This window comes from Dactylosporangium sp. NPDC000555, assembly GCF_040300025.1.
Classification (GTDB): domain Bacteria; phylum Actinomycetota; class Actinomycetes; order Mycobacteriales; family Micromonosporaceae; genus Dactylosporangium.
Map to the genome: position 1 here is coordinate 52465 of NZ_JBEPDB010000040.1, position 18481 is coordinate 70945.

General features: G+C 72.7%; 15 protein-coding genes and 1 tRNA gene. 9 read left to right on the forward strand and 7 right to left on the reverse strand.

Features of this window, described 5'->3' with window-relative positions; genetic code table 11:
- Positions 1-5: 5 nt before the first annotated feature.
- From ABT297_RS23485 to ABT297_RS23495, 3 genes are all read right to left on the reverse strand, one after another.
- Positions 6-968 (reverse strand): LLM class flavin-dependent oxidoreductase, encoded by a 963-nt coding sequence (locus ABT297_RS23485; RefSeq protein WP_350553187.1) that lies wholly within the window; start codon positions 966-968, stop codon positions 6-8.
- Between the two features lie 85 nt (positions 969-1053).
- The gene (locus tag ABT297_RS23490) at positions 1054-2472 is read right to left on the reverse strand and encodes an MFS transporter (protein ID WP_350553189.1); all 1419 of its coding nucleotides are present in this window, start codon (positions 2470-2472) and stop codon (positions 1054-1056) included.
- Positions 2473-2697, reverse strand: coding sequence for a hypothetical protein (locus ABT297_RS23495; protein ID WP_350553191.1), 225 nt, complete (start codon positions 2695-2697; stop codon positions 2473-2475). It lies immediately after the preceding gene.
- Positions 2698-2866: 169 nt separating this feature from the next.
- Here ABT297_RS23495 and ABT297_RS23500 point away from each other — a divergent pair, with 169 nt between their 5' ends.
- Positions 2867-3448 (forward strand): cadmium resistance transporter, encoded by a 582-nt coding sequence (locus ABT297_RS23500; RefSeq protein ID WP_350553193.1) that lies wholly within the window; start codon positions 2867-2869, stop codon positions 3446-3448.
- 180 nt (positions 3449-3628) lie between these two features.
- Positions 3629-5833, forward strand: coding sequence for a diguanylate cyclase (locus ABT297_RS23505; protein WP_350553195.1), 2205 nt, complete (start codon positions 3629-3631; stop codon positions 5831-5833).
- Here the strand turns inward: ABT297_RS23505 and ABT297_RS23510 are convergent.
- Positions 5788-6039 carry a hypothetical protein gene (locus ABT297_RS23510; RefSeq protein WP_350553197.1) on the reverse strand — a complete coding sequence of 84 codons (252 nt, stop codon included), beginning with the start codon at positions 6037-6039 and terminating at the stop codon, positions 5788-5790. The two genes, ABT297_RS23505 and ABT297_RS23510, sit on opposite strands and share 46 nt — an antisense overlap.
- Before the next feature lie 137 nt (positions 6040-6176).
- Here ABT297_RS23510 and asnB point away from each other — a divergent pair, with 137 nt between their 5' ends.
- Both asnB and ABT297_RS23520 read left to right on the forward strand, forming a co-directional pair.
- A complete protein-coding gene (gene asnB, locus ABT297_RS23515) occupies positions 6177-8012 on the forward strand; it encodes an asparagine synthase (glutamine-hydrolyzing) (protein WP_350553199.1) in 1836 nt (611 codons plus the stop codon).
- Between the two features lie 67 nt (positions 8013-8079).
- Complete coding sequence (locus tag ABT297_RS23520; RefSeq protein WP_350553202.1) at positions 8080-8649, forward strand: winged helix-turn-helix domain-containing protein; 570 nt, start codon at positions 8080-8082, stop codon at positions 8647-8649.
- A 30-nt stretch (positions 8650-8679) separates the two neighbouring features.
- On the opposite strand, the gene ABT297_RS23525 is transcribed toward ABT297_RS23520, so the two are convergent.
- Positions 8680-9060, reverse strand: coding sequence for a RidA family protein (locus ABT297_RS23525; RefSeq protein ID WP_350553204.1), 381 nt, complete (start codon positions 9058-9060; stop codon positions 8680-8682).
- A 221-nt stretch (positions 9061-9281) separates the two neighbouring features.
- On the opposite strand from ABT297_RS23525, the gene ABT297_RS23530 reads away from it, so the two are divergent.
- From ABT297_RS23530 to ABT297_RS23540, 3 genes are read left to right on the forward strand one after another with little or no spacing between them, the layout of a single operon-like run.
- Positions 9282-9449, forward strand: a complete 168-nt coding sequence (locus ABT297_RS23530; protein WP_350553206.1) for a hypothetical protein — start codon at positions 9282-9284, stop codon at positions 9447-9449.
- On the forward strand, positions 9446-10225 hold the full coding sequence (locus tag ABT297_RS23535; protein ID WP_350553208.1) for a HoxN/HupN/NixA family nickel/cobalt transporter: 780 nt from the start codon (positions 9446-9448) through the stop codon (positions 10223-10225). The genes ABT297_RS23530 and ABT297_RS23535 overlap by 4 nt, the downstream gene beginning before the upstream one ends.
- Before the next feature lie 14 nt (positions 10226-10239).
- Entirely contained in the window at positions 10240-15204 is a 4965-nt protein-coding gene (locus ABT297_RS23540; RefSeq protein ID WP_350553210.1) for a carbohydrate-binding protein, read from the forward strand.
- 69 nt (positions 15205-15273) lie between these two features.
- Here the strand turns inward: ABT297_RS23540 and ABT297_RS23545 are convergent, their stop codons facing one another.
- Positions 15274-15600 (reverse strand): putative quinol monooxygenase, encoded by a 327-nt coding sequence (locus ABT297_RS23545; protein WP_350553212.1) that lies wholly within the window; start codon positions 15598-15600, stop codon positions 15274-15276.
- 99 nt (positions 15601-15699) lie between these two features.
- Here ABT297_RS23545 and recD2 point away from each other — a divergent pair, with 99 nt between their 5' ends.
- Positions 15700-17937, forward strand: a complete 2238-nt coding sequence (gene recD2, locus ABT297_RS23550; protein ID WP_350553214.1) for an SF1B family DNA helicase RecD2 — start codon at positions 15700-15702, stop codon at positions 17935-17937.
- A gap of 29 nt (positions 17938-17966) precedes the next feature.
- Positions 17967-18042 (forward strand) — tRNA-Leu (locus tag ABT297_RS23555).
- Between the two features lie 5 nt (positions 18043-18047).
- Here the strand turns inward: ABT297_RS23555 and ABT297_RS23560 are convergent.
- Positions 18048-18481 (reverse strand): sensor histidine kinase (locus ABT297_RS23560; protein WP_350553216.1); only part of this gene is annotated, 434 nt, incomplete at its 5' end.

Here is an 18481-nt window from a genome sequence, read left to right on the forward strand (position 1 = left end):
CGTTGTCAGACGGCGGCGAAGCGGTTGGCGGGGCGGGGCAGGCCGAGCGTGTCGCGCAGGGTGGGGCCGGCGGCGCGCGTCGCGACGGCGGGCAGCACCCGTTCGGCGAGGATCGGCAGCTCCTCGTCCAGCCGCGCGGGGTGCAGCCGCACCCCGTCCACGGCGCCGGACAGCTCGGTGAGCAGCGCGACGAGGCCCTCGGGCGGGCCGGAGTATCGGATCCGGTCGGTGGCCGGCCGGGCGTCCGGCGCACCGGTCAGCGCGGACTCGACCTCGGCGAAGACGAGCGGGGCACCCTCGGCGCGGGCCAGCTCGGCCCGTCGCCGTACCGCGTCCGGCCCGTCGCCGCCGACCAGCGCCACGTCGAGGCGGTCCGTCACGCCGAGGTTGGCGGCGCCCAGGACGACGACCTGACCCTGCGGCGGCCGGGGCGTGATGAGCGGCCCGACGATCGAGAACGTGGGGCCCTCGAAGTCGACGTGGTGCACTCGCCGCCGGTCGAGGAACCGGCCGGTGGCCACGTCGCGGATCACCGCGTCGTCCTCCCAGGAGTCCCACAGCCGGCGGGCGACCTCGATGACGTCGGCGGTCTCCCGGCGCAGCGCCTCGGGCTCCAGCGGCGCCCGGCCGATGGTGGCGAGGGCCTCGGTGGTGTTCGCCGCGCCGATGACCCAGGCCGCGCGGCCGAGGGAGGCGTGGTCGAGGCTGGCCAGCTGGGTGGCGAGGTGGAAGGGCTCGGTCGGGGTGGCGTGCAGTTCGGGCGCGAGCCCGATCCGTTCGGTACGCCGGGCCAGGAACGCCGCCCGGACGCCGGCCTCGATGCGCACCCGCCCCTCGGGCAGCGGCGCGTCGGCGAGCGTGACGAGCGCGAAGCCGGCCTGTTCGGCGGCCCGCGCGGTGCGGGAAAGGGCCTCGATGTCGGCGGGGTCCGGCGCCCCGTCGAGCTCGAGCGCGACGTGCAGGGTCATGCCGAAACCTCCGCTTCGCTCCGGCGGCGGCATGACTGGGAGCTGAGCCGATGATGACCGGCCCCTCCGCTTCGCTTCGGACCGTTCATGACCGTGCTACCTCCAATGGGTGCGGTTCCCGGGCACCGTGCCGGCCCGGGCGGGCGCCGTCGGCGACGGCGAACAGCAGCGCCAGCACCACCAGCGCCAGGCAGAGCAGGACGCCGTGCAGCAACGCGCCGCGATACCCGGCGCCCCCGGCCACGGCTCCGCCGAGGAAGATCCCGGTCACCGCGGCGATGCTCACGCTCGCCGAGAGCCGCTGCGACAGCTGCAGGATCGCGGCGCTGAGCCCGTTCGCGCCCGCCGGGGCGTGGGCGAGGGTCAGCGCCTGGTTCGGCGCGTTGACCAGGCCACCGGTCACGCCGATGAGGAGCTGCCCGACGGCGAGCGCGGCGATGAGCCCGCGGTCGCCGAGTAGCGCGATCGCGGCGGCGTCGGCCGCGACGCAGGCCGCGGCGACGGCGAGGGCGACGCTGATGCCCCGCCGGCCGTAGCGGGCGACCATGCTCGCGCTGGCCATGGAGGCGGCGGCGAAGCCCACGGCGCCGGGCAGCGCCATCGCGGCCGCGGCCGGCGCGGAGAAGCCGAGGCCGTCCTGCAGGAATATCGACAGCACCAGGTTGAGCGCCAGCGTGGCGCCGAAATGGAACATGGCCACGAGGGTGCCCAGCACGTATCCGCGGTTGCGGGTCAGCGCCGGCAGCAGTAGCGCGGTGCGGCCGGTCGCGTTGTAGCGCCGCTCCCAGGCCACGAACCCGGCGGCGGCGAGGGCGGCGAGCCCCGCCCAGCGCCAGCCGCCCGAGGTGCCCACCAGCGGCAGGATCAGGCCCAGCGTGGCGGCGCCGAGCAGGAGCAGTCCCGGAAGGTCGAGGTCGGTGCGGTGCCCACGCGGCCGGCCGGCGGGTAGCAGGCGCAGCGCGAGCGGGACGGTGAGCAGCACGAACGGCAGGTTGGCCAGCAGCACGAGCCGCCAGCCGGGGTCGGGGCCGGCCAGTTGCAGGATCAGCCCGCCGAGCGGGGGGCCGACCGAGCCGGACAGGCCGCCGACCACGGCGTACGCGCCGAGCGCACGCACCCGGTCCCGGCCCTGGAAGACGTCCTGGAACAGCCCGATGATCTGCGGGTTGACGGTCCCGGCGCCGAGGCCCTGGGTCAGCCGCGCCGCCGCCACCAGCCAGTCGCGGTCGGCGCACGCGGCGACGATCCCGCCGACGCCGAAGAGCGCCATGCCGCCGGCGAAGAGCGCGCGCCGGCCGTACATGTCGCCGAGCCGCCCGGCCGGCACGAGGGCGAGGCCGAACGTGAGCGAGTAGCCCGCCATGATCCACTGCAGCGCGGCGTCGCTCGCGTGCAGCGAGGCGCGCATGGCCGGCACGTTGACGTTGAGGATGGACTGGTCGAGCAGGGTGGTCCAGCCGGCGCCGAGGCAGACGACCAGAATCAGCCGGTGCGAGCGGTCCACTCAGCGCGCCGCGCGCACGGCGATGCGGCGCAGTTGTAATTCCGTCGCGAGCTCGGCCCACATCGGGGCGTCGTGCGCGCCGGTCCGGCAGAACGGCTCCGCGTCCGCCTCCGCCGGGCCGTCCGCGGGTGCGGCGCCGAAGCCGATCAGACGGTGTGCCAGGCCGACCGCGCGGTTGACGACCCGCGTGACTGCCTGCTGCAGCAGGAATCGCCGGTTGCTCATAGCTCGAAGGCTATCAGTTTTCATACTTCGCCCATAGGATTAATTCCGTGATCGCCGTTGTCCTGCGTCACACCGCGGCGGTCGGCGACGGCGGCTTGGACTGGCTCGGACCGGCCTGACCCGGCCCTGAGCTGCGATAGGGTTCCCCGCGTCGGCGGGAGGATCTTCGGTGGTGCTGGGCGCGCTGGGGCAGGCGATCGGCCTCTTCGTGGTCACCAACGTCGACGATCTTCTCATCCTGGCGCTGTACTTCGCCCGCGGCGACGGCCGCCCCGGGGCCACCCGGCGGGTTGTCCTCGGGCAGTACCTCGGCTTCGCCGCGATCCTCGCGGTGTCCGCCGCCGGCGCGTTCGGCGCGACGTTCCTGCCCGAGCGGGCCCTGCCCTACCTGGGGCTGATCCCGCTCCTGCTCGGGCTGCGGGCGGCCTGGCGGGCGTGGCGGTCCCGCGGCGACGACGGCGACCCGAGGGCGGGCCGGGGCGGGCCCGCCGCGGCCGAGGTCGCCGCGGTCACCCTCGCCAACGGCGGGGACAACATCGGCGTGTACGTGCCCGTGCTCGCCACCGCCGGGGGCGTGCGGATCGCGGTGTACGCCGTCGTCTTCCTGGCGCTGGTGGCGGTCTGGTGCGCGGCCGGCCGGCACCTCGCCACCCGTCCGGCGGTCGCGCGGATGCTCGGCCGCTGGGGCAACGTCGCGCTGCCCGTCGTGCTGATCGGCATCGGCGTGCTGATCCTCGCCGGCGTCGAATAGGCCGCGGCGGGCTTCGTTCACGAACGGCCGGTGTGGCGCGTGTGGCCGAATGCATTCCGGGTCCCCGTGCACTACGGTGTTGGACGGCTTTGGCCCCGGCGTCGAATTGACCTTGCACGGTCGCCGGGAATCGCCCGCCGAGCACCTGATGGGTCATCGATGCGCCATCGAGGAGCGACTATGTCAAGCGCGAGAGCGGACGTCCGGGACAACCGGGTGTGGCTCGGATATCTGCTCGCCGGCACCATCGCGATGCTCGGGTACTTCCTGCTGCCCGAGCGCGACGCCTGGCGCTACGCCCGGGTCGCGGTGTACCTCGCGATCAGCCTGTCGGGCGCCGCGGCCGTCTGGTGGGGCATCGCCCGCAACCGCCCCGCGGTGTGCCTGCCCTGGCTGCTGCTGGGCCTGAGTCAGCTGGTCTACGCGAGCGCCGACGCGGTCTTCTACGTCTCGCACTACGTCCTGCACTCCGAGCGGTTCCCGTCCTTCGCCGACCTGCTGTACCTGGGCCACTACCCGCCGCTACTGGCCGCGCTGCTGCTGCTGATCCGTCGCCGCGAGCCGCGCAGCGTGGTCGGGCAGATCGACGGGCTCGTCGCCGCCGTCGCGGCCGCGCTGCTGTCCTGGATGTTCCTCATCGGCCCCACGGCGGCACGCGGCGGGAGCACCCTCGCCCACTACGCGGAGCTCGCCTACCCGGTCCTGGACCTGGCACTGGTGGCGCTCACCGCGCGGCTGGTGATCGGGGTCGCCGTCCGGTCCGCCTCGTTCGGGCTGCTGCTGGCCAACCTGCTCGGCATCGCCGCCGCCGACACCGTCTACAGCTACCAGCAGTTGCACGGCGTCTACGAGGCCGGCAACTTCCTCGACGCGATGTGGCTCACCGCCAACCTCGCCCTCGGCGCCGCCACGCTGCACCGCGGCATGATCGGGCTCACCGACCCGGCGCCGTGCGGGCGCGACGAGTCGAGGCCGGTCCGTTTCCTACTGCTGGCCTGCGCCGCCCTGCTCGCCCCCGCCGCCCTGCTGGTGCAGTCCGCGCGCGGCATCAACGCGGATGTGCCGGCCGCCGCCGTCGCCTGCGCGGTGCTGTTCCTGCTCACCCTCGGCCGGATGGCGGGCGTGGCGATCGAGCAGCGCCGCCTGGCGGTCACGGACCCGCTCACCGGCCTGTTCACCCGCCGCTTCATCGAGGGCCGGCTGTCCGCCGAGGTGGCGCGGGCCGGCCGGCGCCGCGGCCCGGTGGCGCTGTTCATCGCTGACGTCGACCACTTCAAGTCGGTCAACGACCGTTACGGCCACCCGGCCGGCGACCGCGCGCTCGTCGAGATCGCCCGGCGGCTGCGGCGGGCCGTGCGCCCCGGCGACGTGCTGGCGCGCTACGGCGGCGAGGAGTTCGCGGTGCTCATGCCCGGCCTGCGCCCCGAGGAACTGGAGGCGGTCTCGCAGCGGCTGCGGCGCAGTGTCGGCGACGAGCCGGTCCCGCTCGACCACGACACCCGCGTCACGATCACCGTCTCCATCGGTACGGCCGGCTTTCCGGCCCACAGCGCCTCGCAGCGCGAGCTGGTGGCGGTCGCCGACCGCGCCCTCTACACCGCGAAGATCCTCGGCCGCGACCGGGTGGTCGTCGGCGGTGCGCGCGTCGAGCCCCGTGCGGAGCCGGGCCCGGAAGACGGGGTTCAGGCGGTGGTATCCGAAGAATCGGACACGGCGCCGGCCGTCGCCCCGGTCCTGCACCTGGACTATCTCCAGCGCGTCGCCGATGAGGTCGACGCCTGGCTGTCCGGCCTCGAGCACAGCGCCGCGATCGCCCGCTGGACCACCGCGATGGCCGTGTTCATGGACTGCTCGGAGGCGGTCACCATGCGCGCCGGGCTGGCCGGCCGGTTCCACGACGTCGGCAAGGTGGTGATCCCGCGGGAGATCCTGGTCAAGGCCGAGCCGCTCACCGACGAGGATTGGGCACTGCTGCGCCGGCACCCGCAGTTCGGCGCCCGCATGTGCCGGATCGTGCCCGAGCTGGGCGCGGTCGCCGAGGTCATCCGCCAGCACCACGAGCGCTTCGACGGCAGCGGCTACCCGGACGGCCTGCGCGGGCTCGGCATCCGGCCGGAGGCGCGGCTGATCGCCGTGTGCGACTCGTGGGCCGCGATGCGCTGCGACCGCCCCTACCAGGCAGCCCTCGGCGAGGAGCAGGCCCGCGAGGAACTGCTGCGTGGCCGGGGCGGCCAGTTCGCCCCCGACGCCGTCGACGCCTTTCTGGCGCTGCACGAGCAGGGCGCGGTCGGCGAACTGCGGCCGCTTGGCCCGATAGAGCGCCCGGCAGGGGGCTCCGCTCAGAGCGTCGCGTCGGCCAGCGTGTTCCAGAACATCAGCTCGTAGTCCTGCAGCAGGCGGCCGTACTCGAGCCCCGCCGACAGGGCATTCCCGGCGTCCAGCGCCTGCTGGATCGCCAGCACCGCCTGCTCCTCCAGCTCGGGCGCCGGGGTGGCGAAGAAGTCGACGAACCCGCAGGCGGCGTCGCCGAAGCCGTACTCGCGCCGCAGCGCCCGCGCGAGGGTCGCGCAGTTTTCCTCTTCCGAACTCAATCCGCAAACCTCAATTCGATCGGCTCGACGGCGGCGGGGTGACCGTCGGGGTGGGGCGAGTTGGCGGTGTCGCATCGGTCGCAGCCCGGTTACCGGCGCTCCCTGGGGGAACGTGCTGGTCGAGGAGGTACGTGATCATGTGTGGCATCGTCGGCTGGGTCGACTTCGACCGCGACCTGCGTCTCGAGCGCGCCGCCGTGCGGGCGATGGCCGGCACGATGGCCCTGCGCGGGCCGGACGCCGAGGGCCTGTGGGTGCGCGAGCACGTCGCGTTCGGCCACCGCCGGCTGGCCGTCATCGACCTCGTCACCGGCGGGCAGCCGATGACCGTCGAGCACGACGGCGCGGAGCTTGCCGCCATCACCTACAGCGGCGAGCTGTACAACTACCGCGAGCTGCGACAGGAGCTGCGTACGCTCGGGCACCACTTCCGCACCGAGAGTGACACGGAGGTCGTCCTGCGCGCGTACGTCCAGTGGGGCGAAAACTTCGTGGACCGGCTCAACGGGATGTACGCCTTCGGCATCTGGGACGTGCGCCGCGACCGGCTGGTGCTGGTGCGCGACCGGATGGGGGTGAAGCCGCTGTACTACCACACCGGCGACGGCGGTCGGGTGCTGTTCGCTTCCGAGCCCAAGGCCATCTTCGCCCACCCGGGCGCGGAGGCGGCCGTCGACGCCGACGGGCTGCGGGAGCTGCTCGCCTTCGTCAAGACGCCCGGCCACGGCGTGTACCGCAACCTCTACGAGGTCGTGCCCGGCGAGCTCGTGCGCGTGGACCGCGACGGGGTGCACCGCCGGCTCTACTGGCGGCCCGGCTACGCCGAGCACCGCGACGACCTCGCCACCACCGTGCGCACCGTGCGCGAGTTGCTCGACGACATCGTGGCCCGGCAGACCGTCGCCGACGTGCCGCTGTGCGCGCTGCTGTCCGGCGGCCTGGACTCCTCGACGGTCACCGCACTGGCCCACGCGGCCCTGACCGGGAGGGGCGAGGGGCCGCTGCGCTCGTTCGCCGTCGACTTCGCCGGGCAGACCGAGCACTTCCGCCCGGACGCGATGCGGGCCACCCCGGACACGCCGTACGTCCACGACGTGGTCAAGCAGGTCTCGACCGACCACGAGGACATCGTGCTGGACGCGGCGACGCTGATGGACCCGCTCGGCCGCGCCGCCGTGGTCGACGCCGCGGACCTGCCCACCGTGGGCGGCGACATCTACACGTCGCTGTACCTGCTCTTCCGGGCCGTGCGCGAGCACTCGACGGTGGCGCTGTCCGGCGAGGCGGCCGACGAGGTCTTCGGCGGCTACCCCTGGTTCCACCAGCCGGAGATCGTGCGGGCCGAGACCTTCCCCTGGCTGATGATCGGCGACGTCAAGGGCGGTGCGCTGGACAAGGACCTCGTGGCGTCGCTCGACGTGGAGGGCTACCAGGCCGGCGCCTACCGCGACGCGATCGCGGAGGTCGACCACGGCGAGGACACCGACCCGCACAACCGGCGCATGCGCGAGATCTGCTACCTGCACCTGACCCGCTTCGTGCGGATCCTGCTGGATCGCAAGGACCGGATGAGCATGGCCCACGGGCTCGAGGTGCGGGTGCCGTTCTGCGACCACCGGCTCGTCGAGTACGTCTACAACGCCCCGTGGGCGATGAAGACGTTCGACGGGCGAGAGAAGAGCCTGCTGCGGGCGGCCGCCGCCGACGCCGTGCCGGCCTCCGTCGCCGCGCGCACCAAGAGCCCGTACCCGTCCACCCAGGACCCGCGCTACGAGCGGGCGCTGCGCGAGGCCCTCGTGCGGGTGGTCGAGGACGACTCGCCCGTCGTGGCGCTGCTGGACCGGCAGCGGGTCGCCGAGCTGGCCGCCGCCCCGTACGAGTACGACGGCTTCGCCACCGGCCGCCGCGCGATCGAGCAGGCGCTGAACCTCGACCTGTGGCTGCGCCGCAGCCCCGTCCGCCTGCTGCTGTAGCGGCCTCGGCCGACTTGGCGTGCGCAAATCCTTGCGTCGTGCTTTGCAAAGAACAATATTTTGTAGGGTGATCAACCAGAAGGCCGCCGGCGCGGCGCTGAGCCACCCCGTCCGGGTCGCCCTCATGGAGCTGCTGCGTGTTCGGGGCACCGTGACGTCGACGGAGGCCGCGCGCGAGCTCGGCGGCTCGTCCGGCCTGCACTCCTTCCACCTGCGGCAGCTGGCGCGGTACGGCCTCGTGGAGGAGGCCCCCGGCAGTGGCCGCTCGAAGCCGTGGCGGCTGGTGGGCGCGGCGGAGCCGGCCGACGCGGCGACATCGGAGGGCCCGGCGCCGGACGCCGGCACGACCCCGGACCTCGGCACCCTGGCCCGGGGGCTGGAGGACGAGAGCTACCAGCGCTGGCTCGCGATGCGGGACGAGGCACCGGTGCGGTGGCGGCGCGACGACGCGTTCAGCCAGGTCGTGTACCTCACGCCGCGCGAGATGACCGAGCTGGCCAACGCCGTGCGCGCGCTGATCGCCGGGTACCGCCACCGCGAGGAGCGGCGCGGTAGCAGCCCGGCCGGGGCCGGGCCGGTCGCGGTCGTCGCCCGCTTCTTCCCCCTGCTGGGCCCGGACGCCGGCGGCTTCGACTGAGGCCGCTGGCGGCGGTCTGTGCGCGACTCGTCACTGACCGACGTAGGCGATCGCCTCCACCTCGACCCGGATGTCGCCGCGCCCGAACGCGAGGACGACCGTCGTGCGGGCCGGCGGGGCGGCGCCGAAGCGGCGCGCGTACACCTCGTTGAACTGCGCGAACAGCGTCGCGTTGGACAGGAACGCGCCGATTTTCACGATCTGGTCGACGCGGGCGCCGGCCGCGGCCAGCACCGCCTCGACGTTGTCGAGGACCAGGTTCACCTCGGCCTCGAAGTCGCCCAGGAGCACGCCGCCGTCCGCGGTCGTGGCGACTTGACCGGAGACGAAGACGAAGTCGCCAGCCTTCGTGGCGTGTGACAGCGGCACGGCGACGGGCGGGAAGGAGGCGGGATGGAATCGCTCGATCATGTGGACATGGAAGCACAGCCGCCGCCGCCGATGTCATGGTGGGACAGCGCATACCCGGGCAACCTGAGCAAACCCGGGCAACCCCCTGCGTCGATTGCTTTGATCATCTAACTGTTCATGTTCGCGACGCCTGCTGCTGGCCGGGCGCCGCCTGCACGTTTTCCGAACGCCCGGCAGACTTCCGGTCGCACAACCGTTCCCGCACAACCGGAGTGTCGTCCTTGGCTCAGCACGGACGCCGGCGGCGGCGTCTTCCGGCGGTCGCCCTGGTCCTCGTGGCCGGTGTCGCGACCGTGCTCGCCGCGCTCGCCCCGGCCAACCCGTTCGGCGATCCACAGACCGTGGCGATCGCGCCGGACCCCGGCCGCCCCTCGGGGGCCGGCGCATGACGGCCGCGGACCGCCTGCAGGAGCTCCTGCACTCGCCGGGCGTGCCGGCGCTGGCGTTCGCGCTCGCGTTCGTCGCCGGCGCGGGCCACGCGCTGGCGCCGGGGCACGGCAAGAGCCTCGCCGCGGCGTACCTCGTCGGCTCCCGGGGCCGGATCCGCGACGCCGCCTGGCTCGGCGGCTCGGTCGCCGTGATGCACACGCTGTCGGTCCTGGTGATCGGCGTGGCGTGGACGTTCCTGTCGCTGTCGGACTTCGTGCGGATGGAGCGCCTCACCACCTGGCTCCAGCTGGCCGCCGGGGTGCTCGTCCTGGGCACCGGCCTGTGGCTGATCCGCCGCCGCCGACACGGTCACGACCACCACCACGACCACGACCACGACCACCACCACAGCCACGACCACGCCCATGGCCACGAACATGACCACAGCCATGACCACCACGACGCCAAGCGCCCCGGGCTGCTGCTGCTGGGCGTCTCCGGCGGGCTCACCCCGTCTCCGGCGGCCTTCCTCGTGCTGGCGACCGGGCTGTTCATCGGTCGCGCCGGCTTCGCCCTGCTGCTCGTGCTGACGTTCGGTGCCGGCATGGCGGTCGTGCTCTTCGGCGTCGGCGTCCTCGCGGTCGCCGGCAGCTCGATCGTCGTTCGGGGCGCCCGTTCCCGCTCCGCACTGCGCCTCGCCACTCGCGTCGCGCCCCTGCTCGCCGCCGCCGGCATCACCCTGCTCGGCGCCGGCATCGTCGCGGTTTCCGCGATCCACCTCGTCACCGTCAGCTAAGGAGACACCGCGTTATGAGGCACCGACTACGGCGGGCGCTAGCCTCCGCGCTCGCCGTCGCGCTGGTCGGCGGGACCAGCGCCGCGATCGGCCCGAACACGGCGGGCGCGCAGGACGCCCCGCCCGGCTCCACCGGCGCGCCGGTCATCAATCTCAGCAACGGCCAGACGCTGGAGGGCACGGTCCGGGTCGACGCCGAGGCGGCGGTCGAGAACGACTCGGTCGTCTCGCTCACCGTCGACGGCGCCCCGCTGAACGCCAAGCCGACCGCGGGCACCGCTCGGTTCGCCTTCGACATGGGCGGCAACGGTACCGAGGCCCGCTACCACAACTACATCACGGTCAACGACCACACGGCCGAGGCCGACCGTGTCCACTTCCCCGACATCCCCGGTGGCCGCGCCGCCTCGCTGGAGCTCCGCGGCGAGTGGCTGCACCCCGGCGTCAACACGGTCACCGTGCGCGCCGGCTGGAACTGGGTCGACACCACCAACGCGGCCGCCGCCGGCGTGGAACAGCTGCCGTTCGGCGAGGGCCTGCGCTGCCCCAACTACGACGACTTCGCGCTCAGCAGCATCAGCCTGAGCCTGCTCGGCGTCGTCATCGACGGCGAGCAGAACAACTTCAGCTACACCTTCGGCGACGGCACCTGCGGCAGCTCGCCGCGCCTGCTGCAGCAGGACCTGACGTTCGTCCTCTCCGGCACGCCTGGCAGCACCGCCGGCCTCGGCATCGACCTGGACACCACGACGCTGGCCAACGGCACGCACACGGTCGCCGCGACCACGAAGTCGGGCGCCACGACCCGGGTCACCGTCGGCGTCAACAACGCCCCCGCCGGCGCGCCGAAGATCACCCCGGCCGACGGCGCCCTCATCCGCGGCAGCCGGCCGGTCATCGCCGCCCTGCCGGCCGGTGGTGCCGGCACCGTCGAGTCCCTCGCGATCGACGACCGGCCGGCCGAGAACGCCGAGACGCTCGCCCCGGGCACCGCGACGCTGGGCCTCACGGTCGAGGCGGGCAACTCGGTCGAGGCGAAGTACCACAACTACCTGCTCGTCAACGGCAACCGCGTGGGCCTCGGCGGCGACTACGGCGTCGCCGGCCAGGAGACCGTGGCGATCAAGTTCCCCAACCGGTTCCTGCACCTCGGCGACAACGTCATCCAGGTCAAGACCGGCGACTACAACGGCACGCTCAACGGCGCGACCTGCGCGAACCATGACGACTTCCGGCTGACCCGCGACGCGACGCTGCTCGCGATCGGCACGGCCGGCGCGGTGACCGCGGGCACGACGTACATCCTCACCACCACCGGCACCACCGTGACCAAGGCGGCGACCACCGCCGCCTCCCTCGCCCTGGGCGACGGCACCTGCGGCCCCAACAAGGAGGCCGAGTTCCACTTCGACATCGCCGGGGCGCCCACCACGCGGACGATCGAGACCCTCGGCGCCGCCGGCGACGCGCACCTGCGGGTGTTCGTCGGTGGCAACGGCTCCGACGCCGGCTTCGACAACAAGGTGCTGATCAACGGCATCCCGCTGGACCTCGGCATCTGGGAGAAGGAGACCGCCGACCTCGCTTTCCCGAACGAGTGGCTCGTGCCGGGCGTCAACACCGTCGAGTTCGTCGCCGGCAGCGACCACGGCAGCGCCAAACCCGGTGGCTGCGACAACTACGACGACTTCACGCTGCGCGACTTCCAGCTCGCCCCGGTGGGCGGGAAGGCGACCCAGCTGAACAGGGACATCGCCCGGACCACGGTGACGATCGGCTCGGCGAGCTACCCCGCCGGCCAGCCGGTGACCGTCTACATCGGCGACGGCACCTGCGGCAGCAGCTTCAACGCCACGCTGGACAAGACGATCCTGTTCGACGTCACCGCCGAAGGCGGCGCCCCCGCGGCTGGGCTCGGCCGGCGGGCCGACGTCGACACCACCGCGCTCGGCGACGGGGCGCACACCATCAAGGCCGTCGTGGGCGACAAGGCCTCGACCCGGCGGTTCACCGTCGACAACACCGCGCCCGAGATCGAGAGCAGCGTCCCGGCGCAGGGGCAGAACCTGACCTCCACGGTGGCGCTCGTCGTCAAGATCAAGGACGCGTCGGGCGTGGCGGGCACGCCGGCGATCACCCTCGACGGCAAGGCCGTGGCCCAGGGCGACCCGATCGGCCGCGGCCTGCCGGCCGGCGCGCACACCATCGCCGTGACCGCGACCGACATCCTCGGCAACACGGCCACCCGGCAGGTCCACTTCACCAGCGCCAACATCCCGGACGTGCCGGCCGACCTCGCCGCGGCCCTCACCGGCACCAACGTGCCGTCGGCCAACCTGTCGGCGAAGGTGCCCGGCTCCGCCGGGGTGCCACTCACGGCCACGTTCACCAAGGCCGACGTCGTGCTGCCCACCGGCGGGTACCAGGGCACGGCGAGCGCGGTGCCGACCACGCTCGACGTGGCGCACGACGGCAGCGTCGACGTCGGGTCGCTGCGTCCGTTGGACGGGCGCAGCGTGGACACGCCGTCCGGGCGCGACGTGGTGTTCCAGCGGTACGACGTGCACGTTGGCACCGCCGCGTCGCCGACCCTGCGCTGGGAGGGCACCATCGACCCCGAGCGGGTCGTGGCGCTGCGCGTGTGGGACCCGGCCGCGAAGCAGTGGGTCGTGCTGACCAGCTCCCGCGGCCAGGCCGAGCACAGCACCGTGCTGGCCGCGCAGCTCGGCGACGGCTACCGCGACGGCGGCACCGTGCACGTGCTGGTCACCGGCGAGGACCCGTTCGCCGACGACCTGTCGCCGCGCGACGCCACGGCGCAGCGGGACAAGGACCGCTTCGAGGACCCGAGCACGTACGACTTCGCGCTCGCGCACTTCACCGACACGCAGTACCTCACCGAGGGCGCGGCCGGCGGCACGTACGACAACTGGAACGGCAAGCAGGAGCCCTCCGACATCGAGACCATCGAGGAGCAGGCGATCTGGGCGGCGGCCTACAAGGACACCACCCAGTGGATCGCCGACAACGCGGCGGGCCGCAAGATCGCCTACACGGCGCACACCGGCGACATCATCGAGAACGACTACTACGACCCGCTGGCGAAGAACCCGGACGGCTCGCTGCAGCGCCCGGGCCTCAACGAGCAGGTCGACAAGGAGCTCGCGCTCGCCTCGGGCTACCAGAAGATCCTCGACGACAGCGGCGTGGTCAACCAGGTCATCGCCGGCAACCACGACAACCAGCTGGGCGCCGAGACCGGGCCGAACTCCCGCTTCGCCCGGACCTTCAGCGCCGACCGGTACTACCAGGTGGCGAAGGGGTGGCCGGCCGGCACCGAATATCACGCCTGGGACGAGCAGGTCAACGCCGACGGCACGGTGAAGCCCGGCAAGGACAACCAGAACAACTACGTGCTGTTCTCCGCCGGCGGCCTGGACTTCGTCGCGGTCGGCCTGTCCTACGGCGTCACGCCGCAGGAGGCCAAGTGGGCCGACTCGGTCTTCAAGCGGTACAAGGACCGCAACGGCATCCTGCTCTCGCACGACTACCTCAAGCCGTCGACGAACCCCGACGGCCGCGGGGCGGACTTCTCCGCGCCGGACGGCTCGCCGCTGTACAAGCAGGTCGTCGAGACCAACCCGAACGTCTTCCTGGTCCTCGCCGGCCACGAGCACGGCGTCGGCACCAACCTGAAGTCGAAGGTCGGCGTGACCGTGACCCACGACGTCGTCGAGCTGCTGGCGGACTACCAGTTCTACACGGTGTCGGCCGGCGAGCTGTGGCCGAAGCTGGTCGACGCGAACGGCAACATCGACCTCAACGGCGACGGTACGCCCGACCACAAGGCGACCGACCGGCTCCAGTTCGGCGCGAGCTTCCTGCGCCTGATGCAGTTCGACGTCAAGCGCGCCGTGATGCACATCGACACGTACTCGCCGTTCCTGAACAACTTCGGGGCGACCGAGTACGACATCCGCCAGGACGGCAGCCAGACCAAGCCGCGGTACAACGGCGCCGAGGACAACCTGACGCTGCCGGTCGACCTGACCAGCCGCAAGACGTCCTTCGCCACCGACTCGCTGGCCGTCTTCGTGCCGTCGGGCACCATCGGCACCGACCAGGTGCAGGCGAACGGCACGCCCAAGGTGACCTGGAACGGGCTCGCCCCCGCCACGTCGTACGCCTGGATCGTCACGGCGAAGAGCGCCGACGGCGGCGTGGCGGTGGCCCAGCCGGCCGTGTTCCGCACCGCCAAGGGCGCCCCGGCGCTCACGGCGAGCGCCGCGACCGTCGACTGGGGCACGGCGGCGACCGTCACGGTCAAGGTGGACGCGGACGGCGCGTCGGTCACCGGCACCGTGGAGCTGCGCGAGGGTGACAAGACGCGCGGCTCGGTCGCCCTGGAGGGCAACACGGCCACGTTCAAGCTGCCGCCGGGACTGGCGGGCGGCAGCCACACGCTGACCGCCTCGTACACCGGCAGCGACGCGTTCGACCCGGCCCGGGCCACCGTCACCGTGACCGTGAACCTGCCGCCGGCGTGGAGCCCGTCGAAGCAGTACAAGGCCAACGAGAAGGTCGGCCACGACGGCCGGCCCTACGTCGCGGCGTGGACGACCCAGAACCTGAAGCCGGGCGACCCCAACGGTCCGTGGCAGGAGCTCGCCATGACCGAGGACGGCGCCACGCTGTGGACGGCGTCGCGGATCTTCAACAGCGGCGACGTCGCAGTCTACAAGGACAAGAGGTTCAAGGCCCGCTGGTGGACCCGCAACCAGGCCCCCGGGGACCCGAACGGCGCCTGGGAGGAGATCGCGCCGCCGTCACCCGGCGGCGGCCCGGCGGCCTGGACGCCGACGACGGTGTACAACGCCGGAGACCGGGTGAAGTACCAGAACCACGTGTACGAGGCCAAGTGGTACAGCCGCAACCAGGTGCCCGGTGACCCCGGCGGCCCCTGGAAGCCGATCAGCTGACGAGATGCCACAAGCCGGCCGGGACCCGAACGGGTTCCGGCCGGCTTTCGCGTTGTCGCGGGTGTGCGTTCAGCGGCGCACGGCCAGCTCGCCGAGCTCGGACCAGTCGTCCTGCGGGACGGTGGCGTTGACGATGCGCGGGGTCTCGGCGAGGTACTGCGGCAGCGTCCGCTGCGCCTCCTTGAAGTGCTCGGAGCCGACGTGCGCGGCACCGGCGTCGCCGTCGCGGAACGCCTCGACCAGGACATACTCGTTGGGGTCGGCAAGACTGCGGGACCAGTCGAACCACAGGCAGCCCGGCTCGGCGCGGGTGGCGGAGGTGAACCCGGCCGCGATCGACGGCCAGGCGTCGGCGTGCTCGGGCAGGACGCGAAACTTGGCGGTGATGAAGATCATTTGTGCTCCTTCCGCGCGGACGGGTCCCGTCGACCCTCTCACGCGCGACCGGCGCGCGGCCGATCGGTGCTGGCCTGCGACGTCTGTACGATGTCGGGCGTGTCCACGTCGCCGCCGGTCGCCGACGCCGGTCGGTCCGCCGGGGTCGTGCTGGACGCGGTGCTGGAGCGCATCACCTACGTCAGCGAGGACACCGGCTACACGATCGCCCGGGTGGCGACCGATCGCTCCGGCCAGGACCTGCTCACCGTGGTCGGGTCGCTGCTGGGGGTGCAGCCGGGGGAGAGCCTGCGGCTGGTCGGGCGGTGGGGGTCGCACCCGAAGTACGGCCGGCAGTTCGAGGTGCACTCGTTCACGACGGTCCTGCCCGCCACGGTGCAGGGCATCGAACGATACCTCGGTTCCGGCCTGATCAAGGGCATCGGCCCGCGGATGGCGGCCCGCATCGTCGGGCACTTCGGCGTCGAGACGCTGCGAGTCATCGAGGAGGAGCCCGCCCGGCTGGTCGAGGTTCCCGGCCTCGGCCCGAAGCGCACCGGGATGATCGGCGCGGCGTGGGAGGAGCAGAAGGCCATCAAGGAGGTGATGGTCTTCCTGCAAGGTGTGGGCGTCTCCACGTCGCTGGCCGTGCGCATCTACAAGCAGTACGGCGACTCATCGATCTCGGTGGTGCGCAACGAGCCCTATCGGCTCGCCTCCGACGTGTGGGGCATCGGCTTCCGTACCGCCGACACGATCGCCCAGGCCGTGGGCATCCCGAGCGACAGCCCGCAGCGGGTGCAGGCCGGGATCCAGTACACGCTGTCCGAGGCCGCCGACAACGGTCACTGCTACCTGCCGGAGCCTAACCTCATCACCGACGCCGCGCAGATCCTCGCCGTCCCGCCCGACCTGGTGCGTACCTGCCTCGCCGACCTCGCCGCCGCCGACGGCGTGGTCCGCGAGGCGGTGCCGAACCCGAGCAACGACGGCGGCACCATCCCGGCGGTCTACCTGGTGCCGTTCCACCGCGCCGAGTCCTCCCTCGCCACGAGCCTGCTGCGGCTGCTGTCCACGCGCGCCGACCGGATGCCCGCCTTCGCCGCCGTCGACTGGGACAAGGCCCTCGCCTGGCTGCGCGCCGGCACCGGGACCGACCTCGCCGAGGAGCAGGAGCAGGCGGTACGCCTGGCGCTGACCGCGAAGGTGGCGGTGCTGACCGGCGGCCCCGGCTGCGGCAAGTCGTTCACCGTCAAGTCCGTCATCACCCTCGCCGCGGCGAAGAAGGCGAAGATCGTGCTGGCCGCCCCGACCGGGCGCGCCGCCAAGCGGCTCAGCGAGCTGTCCGGCCACCCGGCCACGACCGTGCACCGGCTCCTGCAGCTGCGCCCCGGCGGCGACCCCTCCTACGACCGCGACAACCCGCTCGACGCCGACCTCGTGGTCGTCGACGAGTCGAGCATGCTCGACCTGATCCTGGCCAACAAGCTCGTCAAGGCGATCCCGGACGGCGCACACCTGCTGCTCGTCGGCGACGTCGACCAGTTGCCGTCGGTGGGCGCCGGCGAGGTGCTGCGCGACATCCTCGGCGCCGGCAGCGTGCCCCGGGTACGGCTGACGAAGGTCTTCCGGCAGGCCGCCAAGTCCGGCGTCGTCGTCAACGCCCACCGCATCAACGCCGGGCAGGCGCCCGTGTTCGGCGAGCACCCCGACTTCTTCCTGTTCCCCGTCGAGGAGGCCGAGGCCACCGCCGGGACGGTGGTCGACATCGTGGCCCGGCGCGTACCGCGGCGCTTCGGCATCCAGCCCCGCGACATCCAGGTGCTCACCCCGATGCACCGCGGACCGGCCGGCGCCGGCAACCTCAACACGCTGCTGCAGCAGGCCCTCGCCCCGCACCGGGAGGGTGCGCCGGAGCGCCGCCAGGGCGCCCGGGTGTTCCGCCCCGGCGACAAGGTCATCCAGATCCGCAACAACTACGAGAAGGGCGCCGCCGGCGTGTTCAACGGCACCGTCGGCGTCGTCACCGCGCTGTCCCCGACCGACCGGCAGCTGACCGTGCGCACCGACGAGGACGAGGACATCGAGTACGACTTCGACGAGCTCGACGAGCTGCAGCACGCCTACGCCATCACCGTGCACCGCTCGCAGGGCAGCGAGTACCCCGCCGTGGTGATCCCGGTGTCGATGAGCGCGTACACGCTGCTGCAGCGCAACCTGCTGTACACCGCGGTCACCCGCGCCAAGCGGCTCGTCGTGCTGGCCGGCAGCCGCAAGGCCCTGGCCATCGCCGTGCGCACCGCCGGCACCGGCCGGCGACACACCGCGCTGACCCACCGCCTCAGCCGGCCGACGTGATGTGTTTATATCTTGGGTGTCACTGCCGCGTCCCCGTATCCCAACGGCAGAGGAACGGAGCTCAAACCTCCGACAGTGTGGGTTCGAATCCCACCGGGGGCACCACCGGTTTATGCGCGCAGCGACCTGGGAGAGTGTGTCCGGGCACCGGGGGATGGGTCGTCGCCGTCCGCGGCGGTGAGCGGAAGCTCGACGCGAAGGCAGGTCCCGCCCCCGTGGGGGCTGTGCAGAACGATTCGGCCGCCGAGGGCCTCGGCCCGGTCCTTGAGGCCAACCAGGCCGGTGCCGCGGGTGAAGTCGGCGCCGCCGATGCCGTCGTCGCGGACGGCGACGCGCAGGACGGCGTCGGTGGTGTCGGTTTCGACGGTGACCGTGGCGGCGGACGCGTGGGCGTGCTTGGCCGCGTTCGTCAGCGCCTCGGCGACGATGTAGTACGTGCTGGTCTTGATGTGTTCGGGCTGCCCGGCGTCGGCGCGCATGTCGAGGTGGACCGGGATCGGCGCGCGGCGGGCGAGCGCGCGCAGCGCCGGGCCGAGGCCGCCGT